Below are 16042 nucleotides of genomic sequence, written 5' to 3' on the forward strand. Positions count from 1 at the left end.
GCGCAGTCTGTGGCGTGCGTCAGCGGCTGGCAAGACGTGCACGCACGTCGGCGAGCTTCTGCGTGGCGTCCTCGCGGCGGCCGCGATCGGCGGTCTCGCGGCCGCTGCGCGCGGGTGCGGCGATCGCCCTCTCGAAGGCGGCCGCCGCGCCGGCCAGGTCGCCCTGGCCGCGGAGGAATTCACCATAGAAATAGTTTGCGTCGATGTCGGCGGGCGCCAGTTCGAGCGCACGTTGCAGATGCGTGCGCGCCTTGGCGTCGTCGCCGAACCCGATCGGCCAGCCGGGCACCTGGTCGTACAGTGCGCCCAGGCTGACGTGGGCGGCCCCGTCGAGCGCAGTGGGATCGAGGGCCAGCGCGGATTCGAAATCGCGTCGGGCCTGCCGCGCCAGCGACAGCGCGCCGAGCCCGCCGCGTTCGCCCGCCAGGCTCGAGCGGACGATACCGTCCCAGATCAGGGCATCAGGGTCTTGCGGACGCTCGGCCACGACCTGGGCGGCCTGGCGCGCGAGGGCGTCGAACGCCGAGGCCCGCTGCGCCTTCGGCGTGACGTAGATGATCTGCGCCCACTGGTCGCGCACCGCGGTCACCGGGGCGGCGGGCGTGGCGTCGTCGGCGAGCGCCAGGCCTGGTGCGACGAGTACGACGGCGAGCAGGGCGGCCGCGAGGCGGTCAGGACGGGTGATGTGCATGGCGTGGCTCCTGGGATGAGGGCCCGGCGCCGGCATGGCGTCGGACGAGGGGAAGCTGGCGGGCGAGGCTGCGGTCGACCAGGGAAGGCAGCAGCGCGTTGAGCCGCGCGACGATCGCCTCCGGCCAGCCGAGCTGTCGTCGTGGGGTGCCGCGTTCGATCGCGTCGACGAGGCGACGCGCGACCGACGCGGGATCGTCCACACGGGTGCCGAGCGCGACGTTGAGCGCATCGACACGGGTGGAGTTGAACGCGGTGCGGGTCGCGCGCGGCGCCAGGTACTGGAACCGCACGGGACCATCGGCATGCTCGCGGGCCAGGGCCTCGACCAGGCCGCGCAGGCCGAACTTGCTCGCGCTGTAGGCGGCGAACCCGGGAAAGGCGAGGCTGCCGAAGGTGGAGCCGACGGCGACGACGGCGGCCGCGGGATGCGCCGCCAGCATCGGCAGGGCGGCACGGATCAACTGCGCCGGCGCGGCGAGGTTGGTGCGGATGACCGCGTCGATCAGGTCGTCGTGCTGGTCCTGCATCAGGCCGAACGCGGCACGGGCGTGGGCAATGACCAGCACACTGGGGGTCGGTCGCATTGCTTGCGCATGCAGCAGCAACGCACGACGATCCGCCGTGGCGTCCACGTCAGCGGCGAATGGCGTCACCGCGCCCGGCGGATGACGGCGGGCGAGCTCCGACAGGCGCCCGGCATCGCGTGCCACCGCCAGCACGCGGGCGCCACGTGTCAGCAATGCCGCGACCAGGGCGTCGCCGATACCCCCGGTCGCGCCGGTGACCAGCACGGTCCTGCCGTGGAGATCCATCACGCGGCCTCCGCGTGGCGCAGCGCGCGCCCCGGTGCGGGCAGTGCGCGGAAGAGATCGGCATAAAGGCGATAGAAGCGGCGCGCGGCGTATACGACCGCCGCCTGATCGTCGGGGTCGTCGAGCCGGTTCATGAGGCCTTCGAAAACACCGACATGCTCGATATCGAGATCGCCGTGCGACAGCAGATAACTGAACGCCTCGCGCGGCAGGCCGAGCGCCGACTCGATGCTGGTGGCGGCCCGCGTCGCCAGTGCGACGCTGGTGCCCTCGAGCACCAGCACCATGCCGAAGAATCCCACCGGGTTGCCGCGGGCGATGGTGTCGTAGGCATAGCTGACCATGAGCTCGGTCGCCAGCGACGGTGTCGACGTTTCGGCCGCTGCCCGGTCCGCACCGCAGGCGGCGATGTCGTCGAGCACCCAGAGCTGGTGCCCCATCTCCTCCTCGATGTACTCACCGATGGCGGTGCGCAGCCACTCCAGGCGCGCGGGCAGGCGTGCGCCGCAGGCCATCAGCAGCGGCACAGTGTGCCGCACGTGGTGATAGGCCTCGGTCAGGAAGGCGACGTAGGTGTCGCGCGGGATGGCGCCGGCCAGGGCGTGCTGGATGATCGGCAACTGGACGAGTTCGGCCCGGGCGTCGGCGGTCTCCGACAGCAGGCGGTCGTGGAAGGTCATGCGGGCAGCTCCTGTGTGAAGAACGGGCTCGGGTCCGGTGCGTCGTAGGCGGCGGCGATCGCATCGGCGTAGGCGTGGGCCACCGCGTCGCGGCGGGGGCGTGCGTTGTCGGTCAGCAGACCATTGGCGGCGGAGAACGGTCGGGTCGCATGCACGATGCTCGCGACCTGCGCGTAGTCGGGCAGGCCTTGATTGACCGCCGCCAGTGCGTGGCGCACGGCGGCCGCATCGGCACCGGGATCGCGCAGCCAGGCCACGGCCACGTTGAACGGCCGGCCCTCGCCCACCACCACGGCCTGCGCGAACAGCGGGTGCTGGGTCAGCTCGCTTTCCACCCATTCGGGCGAGACGTTGCGGCCGTACGCGGTCACGAACATGTGCTTGCGCCGTCCGGTCACATGGACGAAGCCGTCGACATCGACATGGCCGAGGTCGCCGGTGGCGATGGCGCCCGGCGGTGGAGCGGCCTCGCCGAGGTAAGACAGACAACGCACGCCCTCGACGAGCAGTTCCCCGTCCCGCACGGTGACCCGCGCATGCGGCAATGGGCGTCCCACGCTGCCCGGCCGCGCCGACCCAGGGCGGTTGAGCGTCACCACGGACACGCATTCGCTCAGGCCGTAGCCTTCGAACACTGGCAACCCGAGTGCCGCCGCACGCGCGAGAAGCCCCTTGCCGACACGACCGCCGCCCACCGCGACGAAGCGGAGCGAGGCCGGCAAGGCCTGTCCCTGCTCGGCTGCGGTCACCAGGGCCAGCAGCATCTGCGGGAACACGATCATGCTGTGGGGTGCGTAGCGTCGAAGGCAGGCGAGCAGCCGCGCGACATCCAGGCCTGCCGCACCGCTGTAGCCGATCCGGCCCAGCGTCGGCACCGCGATGTCGGCCCCGGCGCGCAACGCGGCATAGAGGCCGGCGACGTTCTCGAGCAGGGTCGACAGCGGCATCAGGCACAGGTGCCGTTGCGGGGCGAGCACGGCCGACGCCTCGACGAGCGCGCCGGCCACCGTCGCCAGCGCCGGCGCGTCGATGCAGACCCCTTTCGGCTTGCCGGTCGTGCCGGAGGTGTAGGTGATGCACGCGGTGCCTGCCGGCATGACGCGCGCTCCGCCCGGCAGTGGCAGGACGTGCAGGCCGTCGAGCAGTGGCCGTGCGTCCGGATATACGCTGGCGTCGCGTGCGGACAGCACCAGCACGTCCGCACCGCTGCTCGCCTGGACGTGAGCAGCCTGCATCGCGCTGAAGAACGTCGGGACCGGCACGTGTACCAGGCCACGCGCGCGCAGCGCGAGGTCGAGCGCGAGCCAGTCCGGGCCGTTGTCGAGCCGGCTGGCCACCACCCGGGCGTCGTGTGCGGCCAGGGCATCGGCGATCGCCATCGCCCGCGCGCGCAGTGCGGTGGCGGACATCGCGCCGTCGTCGCCGAGCACCCGCATCGGTGCACCGTCCAGGCCGTCGAGCAGATCGGCGAAGATGTTCATGCGTGCGCCTCCAGCGCGCCAGTGGCACAGGTCGCGGAGATGCCATGGCGCGCGGCGAGAAACGCGTGGCCGGCGGCCAGGTCGCCGAACAGGACCTGTGGCTGCACGTCGTAGTAGCGGCCCCAGTCGGTCGCCCCGTCTGCCAGCCGCGCGCGCTCGGCGGCGGCGAGGACGACCGTGCGCAGGTGCAGGCGGTCGAAGGCGTTGCGCAACTGGCGCGTCGCGGTGAAGAGCACCCAGCGCAGGCGCGCCTGATGCAGTGCCGGCGCGAGCTGCACGATCAAGGCGCGTGCATCGCCTCCGCGCAGCGCCGCGAGGTTTCCGACCTCGACCAGTTCGGAGCGCGCCACCCCGGCTGCCGTGCGTGCCGCGATCATGGTCTGCGCGCTGCCGTCGAGGTATTGCTCGACGAACAGCGGCCCCTCGGCACCGAAGCGCAACCCGACCGCGGCCCGCAGCCGGCCGTCGGTGTCGCGGAAGGCCAGCAGGTGCGGCAGGAAATCGTGAAGCCGGGCGTCGTAGCGTGCGCGGTAGACGTGGGCGATGAAGGCTTCGACCTCGGCGCGCGCCGGGTGGCCCGGTTCGATCCGTTCGCAGCCTGCCCAGGGGGGCGCGGGGTGGTGTCGTGGGGTGTCCATGGCGCGGCATGCTGGTGCCGTGCGATTACCCGTCGATTAGCCCGATGTTAGGAGATCGTTCGTTTGTCCGGGCGGGGGCGGCGGGTGGGGACTCGGCGCCGCGCGGACGCGGGCTTCCAGTCGCTCAGGCGGCACTGTCATCAGGAGGTGGCAGGTATGCTGTGCCCCGCTGTGGGTTTCCCGGAGCAGACATGAATGTCGTAAAGGTCGTGGGATGGCTGTTCGCCGTGGTCGGCACGGTGTTCCTGGCCGCTGGCATCTACATGGGTATCTCCACCCGCGCGTTCCTGGCCGAGGCGGTGCAGACGCAGGGCACGGTGATCGACATCGAGCGTCGCCGCGGCGACGAGGGAGGGGTGACGTTCGCGCCGGTGGTGGGGTTCACCGCTGCCGACGGCACGCCGGTCGAGTTCGTTTCCAGCACCTCCAGCAGCCGACAGCACCCCATGCGCGGCGACCGGGTACCTGTGCTGTATCGGGCCGACGCGCCGACGTCGGCGCGGCTGACCGGTTTCCTCGCGCTCTGGGGCGGGGCCACCATCTTCACCGGGCTGGGCGCGGTCCTCGCGTCGACCGGTTGGGGAATGCTCGGCTGGCAGTGGCATCGTCGACGCCAGGCGGCGCGGCTGCGGGCGCACGGCGTCCGCGTCGAGACCGACTTCGTCGAGGTCGAGCGCAATCTCGGCGTGTCGAGGAACGGACGGCACCCCTACCGTCTGGTCAGCCAGTGGCAGGATCCGGCGACCGCGAAGCTGCATGTGTTCCGCAGCGAGAACCTGTGGTTCGATCCCACCGACCATGTGCCGCGTGGCCGGATCCCGGTGCTGATCGACCGTGCGGATCCGCGCCGGCACCTGATGGACGTGTCGTTCCTGCCGATGGTGGCGAACTGAGCGCGATGCGCTGAGGCTCAGCCACAAGCCCAGTCGATGCGCATCTGTTCGAGGTCCAGTTGCGCGTTGCCGCCGCCGAAGTTGAAGCCGGCGAAGTCCTCGCCGAACTCGACGTAGCGCGCACTGAAAGGCGGGTAGCCCTGGATCGGCGCCATGGTGCCGCCGATGTGGTGCGGCGCGTCCAGAAAGCGTTCCAGCGCCGCTGCCTGCGGGTCCCTGCTGAACATCGGTACGTAGCCGCTGTCCACGTTTTGGTGGTCCCACTCGCGGGCGGGGCGGCCGACGTTCGGGTCGTCCTCGCGCAGGTGGATCGCCAGCGGCCGGGCGAGGCCGTCGCGGTGGCTGGCTACGGCATCGCGGGTCTCGCGGATGCTGGCGGTGCCGGCCAACCAGTCGGGTTGCGGCGTGTCGCGCAGCCAGGGATGCCCGGCGAGGTCCGGCGGCGACGCGAGCGCGCCTTCGAATTCGCCGGCGCTCAGCCAGAGCAGCACGTAGTGGCTGCCGAGTGCATCGGTCATGTCGTGACGGTGCGGATGGCGCGCGCGCAGATGGCGACGCAGCGGGTCGTCGTCGTCCAGACCGACATCGGCATCCGGATCTGCGCGCAGGGCCGCCCACTGGGATGGGGGGCGCAGGTCTTCGCGGAACTGTTCGTCGACGAACAGGGCGATCGCCACGCGGTCGGCGCCCTGGGTGCGGTACTGCGCCGGGACGTGCAGGGTGAACGCATGGCGCAGCGGCCACGCGTGGTGATCGCTCAGCGGCCAGTGCTCGGGGGCGATGGCGGGTGGGCGGCCGTAGGTCCAGCCGTGCTGCCAGTGTGCATCGCGGCCCGCCGGCGGCTGCTCGCGTGCAGGTTGTACCTCGAGATCGTAGGCCGCTGTCAGGCCAGGATCTCGCTCGCGCCAGGCGCGCACCGGCCAGACCGCACCTGGACGTGCGAGCTCGAGCGCGATCACGCGGCCCTCGCGCAGGCGCAGTTCCAGCGTGTCGCCGTCGGATGTCTCGACGACGAGTACCTCCAGGCCGCGTTTACGGAACGTATCGGCGGCGTCGCCCTGCTGGTCGCGCAGGCCGGGATAGGCGGCCAACGCCTGCTCCCGCGCCATCCCGGGCCATGTGCCGGCGAGCGTCAGCGCGTCCGGGAATCCCTGGTAGACCGTGAGGCTGCCGATGCGGCCCTGCGCGTCGAGGCGCGCACCGCACACCGACGGCGTGCTGGCCGTGCCCCAGCTCATGTAGCCCTCGTCCTCGTCCGCGGGTGGCCGCCAGGCGGCAGCGGCGGCCGCCTGCAGCGCGTCGGCGGGCATGCCCGGGCGAAGCCGAGCGAAGCCGGGCGAACGCAGCATGATCGATGGACAATGGTGCATTCCTTGGCGGACGGGTCCCGTCGGACCGGAGGGTTTGTATCGCGGCACGCCGTGGGGGCCGTGACACCGTGATCCGTCCACACTAAGCCGCGGGGGTGCTGGCCGCCACCGTCAGGGCGCCACGTTGCCTTCGATGGAGTCGTCGAGCGTCTTGCCGATGGCCGCGCCGATCACCATCTTGGTCGCGGCGACGAAGCCGCCATGCTTGTTGTCCCAGTAGTAGCCCGCGACCGGCGTCACCTTGATCACGGTGATGCGCGGGTCGTCCTCGCCCTCGGTGAACCAGGTTTTCATGATCGGGTTCCACAGCGCGTCGATCTTCGCGCGGTCGCGGCTGATCGTGGCCCGACCGTCGAGCACCAGGAAGCCGGCATGCTTGGCCGACTGCATGTACAGGCGTACCGCCGGGTCGGCTTCGATTTCCGCGTTCTTGTAGCTGTCGGCCGCGCTGAGAAACCAGAGGGCGCCGGTGTCGTCGGCCTGCTCGATCGACATCGGCCGGTTGCCGCCGGTGTCGCTGTCGGGCAGCGGGGTGGTGCAGAAGAAACACGATCCGGCGTCGTCGGACATGTCGCGGATGCGCGCCACGGCCTCGGCGCCGGCGACGTCCTCGCGGTTGTGTTCGGGCTGGTTGCGGTTGATGGAATCCATGGCTCGGCTCCGGTGCTGCGGGGGGGGAGCGGCCACCCTGCGCCGGCTGTCGTGATCCCGATGTCTGCGCGGCATGCGTCCGGGTGCGTCCGTCACCCGTCCCGGGATGCGCCTGCCTTCCGCGCGGCATACCACGCTGCGTAGGGCGAGTTCTTCACCAGCGTGCGGGTGTAGTCCGGTGCGCCGTCCGACCACCAGGGCGGACCGCGTTCGCCCAATGCGCGCTTGGCCGCATCCACGGCCGCGCGCGCGCTTTGCAGCGCGGCGCTGTCGTCGTCGGCCTTGGCGGTCTTCACCGCGCGTCGTGCCTCCATCAAGGCATCCACGTGCTGCTGGCGCCGTGCGTCGGACAGGCTGGGATCGCTCGCGCGCCACAGTCGCCCGCGTACGATCAGGTAGCGGCCATCGGGCGTGGTCTGGACAGGCATGGAGGCTCCGGGCGGATCCGTGCGTGGCATCGTCGCCCGCCGCATGTGCAGGGGCGGGCAATCCGCGCCGGTTGCACGCGGGGCGTGGGCCGAGACGCCCGAGGGATCAACCGGGGCGTTCGGGGCTCGGGCCGCGTTCGAGCAGGGTCGACATGGCGATCTGGGTGCGGGTGCCTTCGACGCCTTCGATGTCGTGGATCTTCGCCAGAAGCGCTTCCAGCGCCTGGGTGTCGCGCGTGCGCACCTTGAGCAGGAGGCCGCTATCGCCGGTGACCGTGTGGATTTCCTCGATGTCCTGGAGCGACGACAGCCGGGCCACCTGACGCGTGCGCTGGATCGTGCTGGTGATCACCTGGACGAAGCACAGCAAGGGGCGCCCGAGCCTGGCGCCGTCGAGCTGCGCCGCGGTGCGCACGATCACGCGAGCGCGCTTGAGGCGTTTGACGCGCTCGTGCACGGCCGGCGGCGACAGATGCAGGGCTCGACCCAGGGTGGCGTAGCTCTGCGTGCTGTCGTCGGCCAGCAGCCCTAACAGCGTTCTGTCGACCGCATCCAGGCGGACGTCGGCCGCGACCTCCTGCTGAAGCGCATTCGTTTTTCTGCTCGACATGGCGAAAACCCCTTTACGGTCGGAACGGTGTTCCGCAGATTGGTCAGAAATACGAACATTATTCAAGAGAATTGCCATGAACCCATATCGTGACGATGACCCCGCACGACCGCTCCCACCGGGCGGCGCGAGCCGGCTGATGGGCGGGACATCTCCGCGGGCGTTCGCTGCGGCCGTCCGACGCATCGCGGATTGTCGGCAACAGTCGCCGACGCCGCGCGCGGTGCAGGTGATCGATGCCGAAGGCGCCGCGGCCTTGCGCGGCATGGGCGTCCCGGCCGAAGGCCGCCCGCTGGACGAGGTCGTCGACCAGTTGCTGCACGACATCGCGCCGTGGCGGGCCGCGATGGACCATCCCCGCTTCTTCGGCTTCATCCCGAGTCCCGCATCGCCGCTGTCGGCGCTGGGCGACCTCGCGACCGCGATGCACAACGTGCACGCAGGCAGCTGGCTGCAGAGTTCCGGGCCCAGTGCGGTCGAAGCCGGCCTCATCGACTGGCTCGCCTCGCAGGTGGGGTTTCCGTCGTCGGCGGGCGGGTTGTTCGTGTCGGGTGGCTCGATCGCCAACCTGACGGCGTTGACGGTGGCGCGCGACCGGACCGTCGCTCCGGAACACCGACGCTCGGCGGTCGCCTATGTCTCGGAGCAGACGCATTCCTCCGTCGCCAAGGGGCTGGGCATCATCGGCTTGCTGCCCGACCAGGTGCGCCGCGTCGCCGTCGACGCGGCGTTCCGCATGGACGCCGCGGTGTTGGCCAGGACCATCGAGGCCGACCTCGCCGCCGGCCTCCGGCCGTTCGCGGTCGTCGCCAGTGCGGGCACCACCAACACCGGCAGCATCGATCCGCTCCGCGCCATCCGGGCCGTGTGCGACCGCCATGGCCTGTGGATGCACGTCGACGGCGCCTACGGCGCATCGGTCGCGCTGTCGCCGGACCATCGCGGACGGCTGGATGGCATCGGCGAGGCCGACAGCCTCAGCTGGGACGCCCACAAGTGGCTGTTCCAGACCTACGGCTGCGGCATGGTGCTGGTGCGCGAGCGCACGCACCTGGCGCAGACGTTCCATACGCGTCCGGAGTATCTGCTCGACGCGGAAGTCGACGAGGAACAGATCAATTACTGGGATTTCGGTGTCGAGCTGACGCGTCCGGCCCGTGCAATGAAGCTCTGGTTGACGTTGCAGGTGCTGGGATCGGACGGGATGGGCGAGGCGATCGCACACGGCTGCCGGCTGGCGGCGTGGGCCGAGGACGAATTGCGTACGCTCGAAGGATGGGAGATCGTGTCACCGGCGCAACTGGCGATCGTGAACTTCCGCAGGACCCACCCCGGCCTGTCGGCGGAGGGCAACGACGCGCTCAATCGGGCGATCTCGAGGCGGGCGCTCGAGGAAGGCCATGCCGCCGTGCTGACCACCCGGCTGGGCGGGCAGACGGTGCTGCGCATCTGCGCCATCCATCCCGACGCGAGCGAGCGCGACATGCGCGCGACCGTCCGCGCGCTCGAAGCCCATGCGATCGCCGAGATCGCGGCCGGCGTTTCCTGAACCGCGTCCCCTGGTGACAGGATCGGGCAAGTTCTCTGGAAGTTCCGGCATGGGCATGTCCCGGCGCCGCTTCCATCCTCGTGTTCAAGCCGTCCGGCCGCCTGCGACCCGCGTCCGGACGTCCCCCCGTCTCCCCCAACGAGGATGCAAACCCGTCATGACGACGACACCAAGCGACCATTCCGCCCCCGATCGCGCCCCGCGCCACACCCGGTTCGCCCGGGGCCTCGCCCTCAGCGGCGCCCTGCTGGCCGGCAGCGCGTTCGCGCAGACCGCGCCCAAGGCCAACTGGAACCTCTCTGACATGCCGTCGCAGGAAGGCCGCGTTTTCGTGGTGACCGGCGGCACCAGCGGCATGGGCTACGAAGACGCCAAGGCGCTGGCCGGCGCCGGCGCGCAGGTGGTGATCGCCGCGCGCAATCCGCGGCGCGGCGAGGAGACCATCGCCCGCATCCGTGAGGAACACCCCGGTGCGCAGGTGCGCTTCGAGGCCGTGGACCTGTCGGACCTGGCATCGGTCCGCGCGCTCGGCGAGCGCCTCAACGCGACGCTGCCGCGGATCGACGGCCTGATCAACAACGCGGCGATCATGGCGCCGCCCGAGCGCAGCGTGTCGGCCGACGGATACGAGATGCAGCTGGCCACCAACTACATCGGGCACTTCGCCCTGACGGCGCACGTGCTGCCGCTGCTGCAGGCCAGCGACGCGCCGCGCGTGGTCACGCTGTCGAGCATCGCCGCGCAGCGCGGTGCGATCAACTTCGACGATCTGCAGTTCGAGCAGTCCTACGATCCGATGGTGGTCTATGGGCAATCCAAGGTGGCGTGCCTGATGTTCGCGCGCGAGCTGCAGCGTCGCAGCGACGCGGGCGGCTGGGGTATCACGAGTCTGGCAGCGCATCCGGGCGTCGCCGTGACCGAGCTGGTCGAACGCGGCCCCGGGCTCGACAGCGAACAGGGCCGGCAGTGGTCGGCCAACCGCGAGCATTTCCACACCGCCGCCGAAGGTGCGTTGCCGACGCTGTACGCCGCCACCGCGCCCGAAGCGCAGGGGGGTGTCTACTACGGGCCGTCGGGCGAGCAGGAGCTGCGCGGTCCGGTCGGCCTCGCCAACGTGCCCGCCGCCGCGCGCGACGAGGCCGCGGCGGCGCGTCTGTGGGCGGTGACCGAAACCCTCGCGGGCGTGCGCTATCCCTGATCGCAGGCGTTGCAGTGTCGCCGGCGTGTCGATGGCGCGGTTGGCGCACTGCATCGGGGCCGGGCGCGGGGAACTGCGTCCGGCCCTGATCGCGTTCGTGTCGTTCTGCTGCCTGTTCACCGGCTACTTCATGTTGCGGCCGGTACGCGAGTCGATGGGTATCGCGGGCGGTGTCGAACATCTGCAGTGGCTGTTCACCGCCAATCTGGTCGGCACGCTGGCGGTGGTGCCGGCGTACGCCTGGGTCGCGGCCCGGCTGCCGCGCACGCAGCTCGCCGGTGGGGTGTACGGCTTCTTCTGCGTGAACCTGTTGCTGTTCGCCGGGCTCTTCCAGATGGCCGGCGAGGACGTTCGTGTGGCGCGGGCGTTCTATGTCTGGCTGTCGATCTACAACCTGATGGTCGTCTCGGTCACCTGGAGTCTGATGACCGATGTGTTCGATGCACGGCAGGCGCGACGGCTGTTCGGCTTTCTCGCGGCCGGTGCCAGTGTCGGCGGCCTCCTCGGGCCGGCGGCCAGCGTGGTGCTGGCGGGCGCGCTCGGTGAAGCGGGGCTCGTGCTGCTGGCCGCGGCGCTTCTCGGCGTCGCGCTGGCATGCAATACGACGCTGTTGCGGTGGCGCGCGAAGGTGCGCGGCACCGAGCTTTCCGGTGCCGGTCGCGATGATGATGCGCGCGCGCCGATCGGCGGCAATCCGCTGGCCGGCTTCGCGGAGGTCCTGACCTCGCGCTACCTGCTGGCGGTGGCGGGCTTCGTCCTGTTGCTCGCGGCGACGACGACGCTGCTGTACATCGAGCAGATGCGGCTGGTGGCCGAATGGTTTCCGGACCGCACCGCGCAGATCCGCGTATTCGGCCTGTTCGATGTGGCCGTCCAGGTCGGTGCGTTGTTGTTGCAGCTGTTCGTGACCGGGCGTGCGATCGGGACGCTGGGGCTGGGGGCGTGGCTGGCGATCGTGCCGGTGGTGGTGTGCGTGGGCTTCGTGGCGCTCGCGCTGTCACCCGGGTTCGCGATGCTGGCGGTGTTGCTGGTGATCAGGCGCATCGGCGAGTACGCCTTCGTCCGGCCGGGCCGCGAGTTGCTGTTCGCGCCGCTGGGCACGCGCACGCGCTACCGGGCCAAGACCGTCATCGATACCGCGGTCTATCGCGCCGGCGATGCGGCGAGCGCATGGTGCCGGAGCATCGTGGACGTGCTCGGCCAGGGCACTGCGCTGGTGGCGGTGATCGGTGCCGTCTGCGCGCTGGTATGGGCGGCTCTCGGGTGGTCGGTGGGCCGGCACGCCGATCGCCTGAGTCTGCCGGCGCGGCGGGAGGCGGGCGATCGGCACGGACCCCGGCCTTCGCGGTTCTCCAATACGCGACACCCCGGCAAGCCGGGGTGTCGGGGTGTCGGGGTGGTGCGGTCCGTCGTGACGGTCAGTTGGTGACCAGGTTGACGCCGTAGGAGCTGAGCATCGGGGTGAGGCGTTGATACCAGGTGCGGCGCTGGCTCTGGGCAATGCCGCAGTTGGTGCCGTCGTTGCCGAGCGCGCCGCCGGAGGTGACGCCCTGGCCATGACCCGCCGAGGAGATCCACGAGCCGCCCGAGTCGCCCTGGCCGGCGCAGGCGTTGGATTCGCGCAGGCCCTGCACGTTGCCGTCGCCGTAGTTCACGCTGACGTTGGTCCGGGTGATCGTGCCGCAGCGCCAGCCGGTCCGGAATCCCGAGCGACAGACGGCAGCGCCGACGGACGCCTCTGCGCTGCCGACGACTGGCGTGGTGGAACTGCCGCTGTACTGCCACACGCGGCCGAACAGGGTGTCCTGCTGGCGCACGGTGGCCCACGCGGCATCGGAGCCGGGATAGTTGCTCGCCTGGAAGGTGCCCACCGGGGTGCCGTTGATGCTGACGGTATTACCGGTGCGGCCGCAGTGACCGGCGGTGACGAATCCCTTGGTCGAACCGCGCGTGACCGGGAAGCCGATCGAGCAGCTGTTGTAGCGGATGCCGCCGTAGATGTTGATCAGGGTGGTCGGCACCTGTTCGGACACCTCGAAGTGCAGCATGCCGGTATCGACATCGCTGTTGACCAGGAAGTCCATCACCGAGGCCTTGCGCTCGGCGCCGGGCGACAGGGTGACCACGACGCGGTTGTTGGGCAGATCGATGCCCCAGGACTGCACGCCGTCGAGGCGGCGCATGACCCGCGAGGTGGCGGACAGGTCCAGCGCGCCGATGGCCTGTTCGAGGTCGTACAGGCTGTAGGTGACCTGGCGGGTGTGCGCACCCTCGATCGGCGCCAGACGTTGCGCGCCCTGCAGGTCCGTGGATGCCGCGGCCACGACCACCTGCGGATTGCCGGCGGCGTCGTACTCGATCCAGGTGCCCGCGAAGCTGTCGCCGTACAGCGCCTGCGCGGCGGCTTCCAGGTCCGGCACCTGCTGTTCGGTCTCGACGGCCTTCAGGTACTGGACGTCGGTCATGCCCAGGTCGCGTTCCAGTGCGGCCACCATGTCCGGATCCAGATGCGGACGGTCCGGACCGGCGGCGAACGCGCTCCCGCCCGCGGCGACCGCCGAGATCAGGGCCAGGGCCAGGGTGCGACGTGCCGTTGTATGCAGTGATTGCATCGTGCTTCCTCCGTGTAGCGATCGAGTGGGCCGCGGCAGGGGCGGGTCGTGCGACACGCAGGAACAGGTGCAGTCTGCAAGGCGTCGGCACCGCATGGCCCGACGATCCGGTCTTCCGACTCACGGCGATACCGGGTCGAAACGGCATCGACGGCCGGTCGCTGGGGCCGGCGTCGGGTCGAACGATCGGTATCGCGAATCCTTCCGCAGGAAGACACGACCACGAGCACTGCAACTGCCATCCAACGCGCCGGCGGCCGGTCCGGCCCTGCCTGATGCGGCGCGCCGCAACCGGCGGCACGAAGACGTGCGGCTGGTCGGCGGCGCACCTCGAACGTAGGGCGCTCCGATCGGGCGGGTCAAGTGCGCACGTGCAGTGAAAATGCCAACTGCGGCGCGTTATGACGGCACGTGGAGTGCAGCGAAGGCGTCGAATATTCCGAACTGTGCGCGTGGTCAATATGTCGTCGTGCGCGCGTCAGGCCATCGTGGCCCGCAGTTCCATCGCGCTACGCTTGGGCGAGGCGCCGAACATCCTCGAATACTCGCGGCTGAATTGCGACGCGCTCTCGTAGCCGACCTGATACGCCGCATCCGCCACGCCTGCGGCTTCGGCCACCATCAGCCGACGTGCCTCGAGCAGGCGCAACTGCTTCTGGAACTGCAGCGGCGTCATCGACGTCATCGCCTTGAAGTGCTGATGGAACGACGACGGACTCATGCGCGCCACGTCGGCCAGCTGTTCGACCCGCACCCGCTGGGTGTAGTTGGCGCGAAGCAGGCTGATGGCCTTGACGATGCGATCGTTGTGGGTGTCCGGCTGTACCTGCCTGCGAAGCTCGCCGCCGTGCGGGCCGCTCAGCAGCCAGTAGTAGATCTCGCGCATGATCGAGGGGTGCAGCACCGGGGCCGCCTGCGGCTGATCGGCCAGCCGGAACAAGCGCAGCAGGCATTCGGCCAGCGGCGCGTCCACCGATTCGACGAACAGGGCGGGGCCCGCGTCGGCCGGAGCCACCGGAGGCGCATCCATCTGTTCGATCACCTCGTGCATGACTGCGGGATCCAGATCGATGGTGATGCCGACGAAGGATTCGTCGGGGCTCGCCTCGACGATCTGTCCGCAGGCCGGCATGTCCATGCTCACGATCAGGCACTGCATCGGACCGTAGGCGAGCATGTCGCCGCCGAAGACGATCTGTTTCGCGCCCCGGAGCACGATACACAACGACGGCTTGTAGACCCGATGGTTGGCCATGACCCGGCGGAAGCAGTGCAGGACATGCACACCGCCCATCGGCATCGAGAAGTAACCCTCCTGGCCGTCGTGGTTGTCGAGGTAGACGGTGGCGGCGCTCAAGAGAGCGGACGCCAGCGGGGATGACGCCAGCGGCGCTCCGGCCACGGCTGCGGGCGCGGGTGTGGATGGGGCGAACGACGATGCCGCGGGCGCCCGTGTCGCAGCGCTTGCAGGATTAGGCAAATTTGTTGGGGGAATGGGCATTTTGGGGTTCCGGCGTGTTCGGTAGTTTGCAAGTCGGAATGAACGACCAGACCCGCCGGAGATTCGTTTTTACATAATCAGCAAGCCGGACGGCAAGTGCCGATGGAGATCCCGTTTCTCGCGCGTTCGCGCACCGGATGCCCGCCGCGCGCGGCGCGTTTTCGCGTGCGCGTTACCCACGCCGAGGATGCCGCCGCGAAGGATCGCGTCGCGCGTCCGGCCCGCCATCCCGATGACCACGAACCGGAGAGTTTCCGATGAAAAGCGCGTGCGCGGCCGGCCATGCCGGCTTCTTCCAGGCCTGGTTGCGGCATCCGCTGCGCGTGGCGGCGATCGCACCCTCCGGGCAGGCGCTCGCGCGATTGATCTGCGCCGGCATCTCGGCCGACACCGGGCCGGTGATCGAACTCGGTCCCGGGACGGGTGTGTTCACCCGCGCCCTGATCGCGCGTGGCGTGCGCCAGGAGGATCTCGCGCTGGTCGAGTTCGAGGGCCGGTTCGCCGCCATGCTCGCGCTGCGCTATCCCGCCGCCCGTGTGCTGTGCCTGGATGCCGCCCGCGTGCACGGCGCTGCGCTGTTCGACGGCCGGTCGGCCGGTGCGGTGGTCAGCGGCCTGCCGTTGCTGTCGATGCCGCCGCGCAAGGTGGCGTCGATCCTGATCTCCGCGTTCCGCAAGTTGCGCGCGGACGGCCAGTTCCATCAATTCACCTACGGCCCCGGTTGTCCGGTGCCCAGGCGTGTGCTGGACCGCCTCGGTCTGGAAGCCACGTTCGCCGGCGGGACCCTCGCCAACCTGCCGCCTGCGGCGGTCTACCGGATCCGGCGACGGGCCCACACGGTGTAGAAGCGATCGTCCATGGTTCGGCATGCGCAGCCTGCCGTACGAGATCGGTCGAAGAAAAGAGCCCGACGAATCGGGCTCCCG

Annotated in this window: 17 protein-coding genes; 6 read left to right on the forward strand and 11 right to left on the reverse strand. The window is 70.2% G+C overall.

Annotation, left to right across the window (positions count from 1 at the left end; genetic code table 11):
• Window positions 1–19 precede the first annotated feature (19 nt).
• The 5 genes from RG19_RS18090 to RG19_RS00780 are packed head-to-tail and all read right to left on the reverse strand — an operon-like array spanning window position 20 to window position 4304.
• The gene (locus RG19_RS18090) at window positions 20–691 is read right to left on the reverse strand and encodes a hypothetical protein (RefSeq protein ID WP_058833592.1); all 672 of its coding nucleotides are present in this window, start codon (window positions 689–691) and stop codon (window positions 20–22) included.
• Window positions 672–1505, reverse strand: coding sequence for an SDR family oxidoreductase (locus RG19_RS00765; protein ID WP_058833593.1), 834 nt, complete (start codon window positions 1503–1505; stop codon window positions 672–674). Before RG19_RS00765 ends, RG19_RS18090 begins: the two co-directional genes overlap by 20 nt.
• On the reverse strand, window positions 1505–2185 hold the full coding sequence (locus RG19_RS00770) for an iron-containing redox enzyme family protein (protein ID WP_058833594.1): 681 nt from the start codon (window positions 2183–2185) through the stop codon (window positions 1505–1507). The genes RG19_RS00765 and RG19_RS00770 overlap by 1 nt, the downstream gene beginning before the upstream one ends.
• Window positions 2182–3666, reverse strand: a complete 1485-nt coding sequence (locus tag RG19_RS00775) for an AMP-binding protein (protein WP_058833595.1) — start codon at window positions 3664–3666, stop codon at window positions 2182–2184. The genes RG19_RS00770 and RG19_RS00775 overlap by 4 nt, the downstream gene beginning before the upstream one ends.
• Window positions 3663–4304: a thermostable hemolysin gene (locus RG19_RS00780; RefSeq protein ID WP_058833596.1), complete on the reverse strand. Its 642-nt coding sequence runs from the start codon at window positions 4302–4304 to the stop codon at window positions 3663–3665. Before RG19_RS00780 ends, RG19_RS00775 begins: the two co-directional genes overlap by 4 nt.
• 191 nt (window positions 4305–4495) lie before the next feature.
• Here RG19_RS00780 and RG19_RS00785 point away from each other — a divergent pair, with 191 nt between their 5' ends.
• Window positions 4496–5197, forward strand: a complete 702-nt coding sequence (locus RG19_RS00785) for a DUF3592 domain-containing protein (RefSeq protein ID WP_058833597.1) — start codon at window positions 4496–4498, stop codon at window positions 5195–5197.
• Between the two features lie 17 nt (window positions 5198–5214).
• Here RG19_RS00785 and RG19_RS00790 read toward each other — a convergent pair whose 3' ends face one another.
• From RG19_RS00790 to RG19_RS00805, 4 genes are all read right to left on the reverse strand, one after another.
• Complete coding sequence (locus tag RG19_RS00790; protein WP_058833598.1) at window positions 5215–6546, reverse strand: DUF7256 domain-containing protein; 1332 nt, start codon at window positions 6544–6546, stop codon at window positions 5215–5217.
• Window positions 6547–6678: 132 nt separating this feature from the next.
• Window positions 6679–7218 (reverse strand): pyridoxamine 5'-phosphate oxidase family protein, encoded by a 540-nt coding sequence (locus RG19_RS00795; RefSeq protein WP_058833599.1) that lies wholly within the window; start codon window positions 7216–7218, stop codon window positions 6679–6681.
• A 92-nt stretch (window positions 7219–7310) separates the two neighbouring features.
• A complete protein-coding gene (locus tag RG19_RS00800) occupies window positions 7311–7646 on the reverse strand; it encodes a hypothetical protein (protein ID WP_058833600.1) in 336 nt (111 codons plus the stop codon).
• 106 nt (window positions 7647–7752) lie between these two features.
• Window positions 7753–8334, reverse strand: a complete 582-nt coding sequence (locus tag RG19_RS00805; protein ID WP_202905300.1) for an Lrp/AsnC family transcriptional regulator — start codon at window positions 8332–8334, stop codon at window positions 7753–7755.
• Here RG19_RS00805 and RG19_RS00810 point away from each other — a divergent pair.
• The 3 genes from RG19_RS00810 (at window position 8333) to RG19_RS00820 (ending at window position 12432) form a co-directional block, all read left to right on the forward strand.
• Window positions 8333–9805, forward strand: coding sequence for a pyridoxal phosphate-dependent decarboxylase family protein (locus RG19_RS00810; RefSeq protein WP_162267036.1), 1473 nt, complete (start codon window positions 8333–8335; stop codon window positions 9803–9805). The genes RG19_RS00805 and RG19_RS00810 overlap by 2 nt on opposite strands.
• Before the next feature lie 157 nt (window positions 9806–9962).
• Window positions 9963–11003, forward strand: coding sequence for an SDR family oxidoreductase (locus RG19_RS00815; protein WP_058833603.1), 1041 nt, complete (start codon window positions 9963–9965; stop codon window positions 11001–11003).
• Window positions 11004–11043: 40 nt separating this feature from the next.
• Entirely contained in the window at window positions 11044–12432 is a 1389-nt protein-coding gene (locus tag RG19_RS00820) for an NTP/NDP exchange transporter (protein WP_202905301.1), read from the forward strand.
• Here the strand turns inward: RG19_RS00820 and RG19_RS00825 are convergent.
• On the reverse strand, window positions 12422–13615 hold the full coding sequence (locus RG19_RS00825) for a S1 family peptidase (RefSeq protein WP_058833604.1): 1194 nt from the start codon (window positions 13613–13615) through the stop codon (window positions 12422–12424). The two genes, RG19_RS00820 and RG19_RS00825, sit on opposite strands and share 11 nt — an antisense overlap.
• Window positions 13616–14093: 478 nt before the next feature.
• Window positions 14094–14972 (reverse strand): AraC family transcriptional regulator, encoded by an 879-nt coding sequence (locus RG19_RS00830; protein WP_202905302.1) that lies wholly within the window; start codon window positions 14970–14972, stop codon window positions 14094–14096.
• A 246-nt stretch (window positions 14973–15218) separates the two neighbouring features.
• On the opposite strand from RG19_RS00830, the gene RG19_RS17475 reads away from it, so the two are divergent.
• Entirely contained in the window at window positions 15219–15377 is a 159-nt protein-coding gene (locus RG19_RS17475; RefSeq protein ID WP_157515118.1) for a hypothetical protein, read from the forward strand.
• Complete coding sequence (locus tag RG19_RS00835) at window positions 15374–15961, forward strand: class I SAM-dependent methyltransferase (RefSeq protein ID WP_058833606.1); 588 nt, start codon at window positions 15374–15376, stop codon at window positions 15959–15961. Before RG19_RS17475 ends, RG19_RS00835 begins: the two co-directional genes overlap by 4 nt.
• The last annotated feature ends 81 nt before the right edge of the window (window positions 15962–16042 follow it).

Origin of the sequence: Luteimonas abyssi (assembly GCF_001482195.1) — a bacterium.
Taxonomy (GTDB): Bacteria; Pseudomonadota; Gammaproteobacteria; order Xanthomonadales; family Xanthomonadaceae; genus Luteimonas; species Luteimonas abyssi.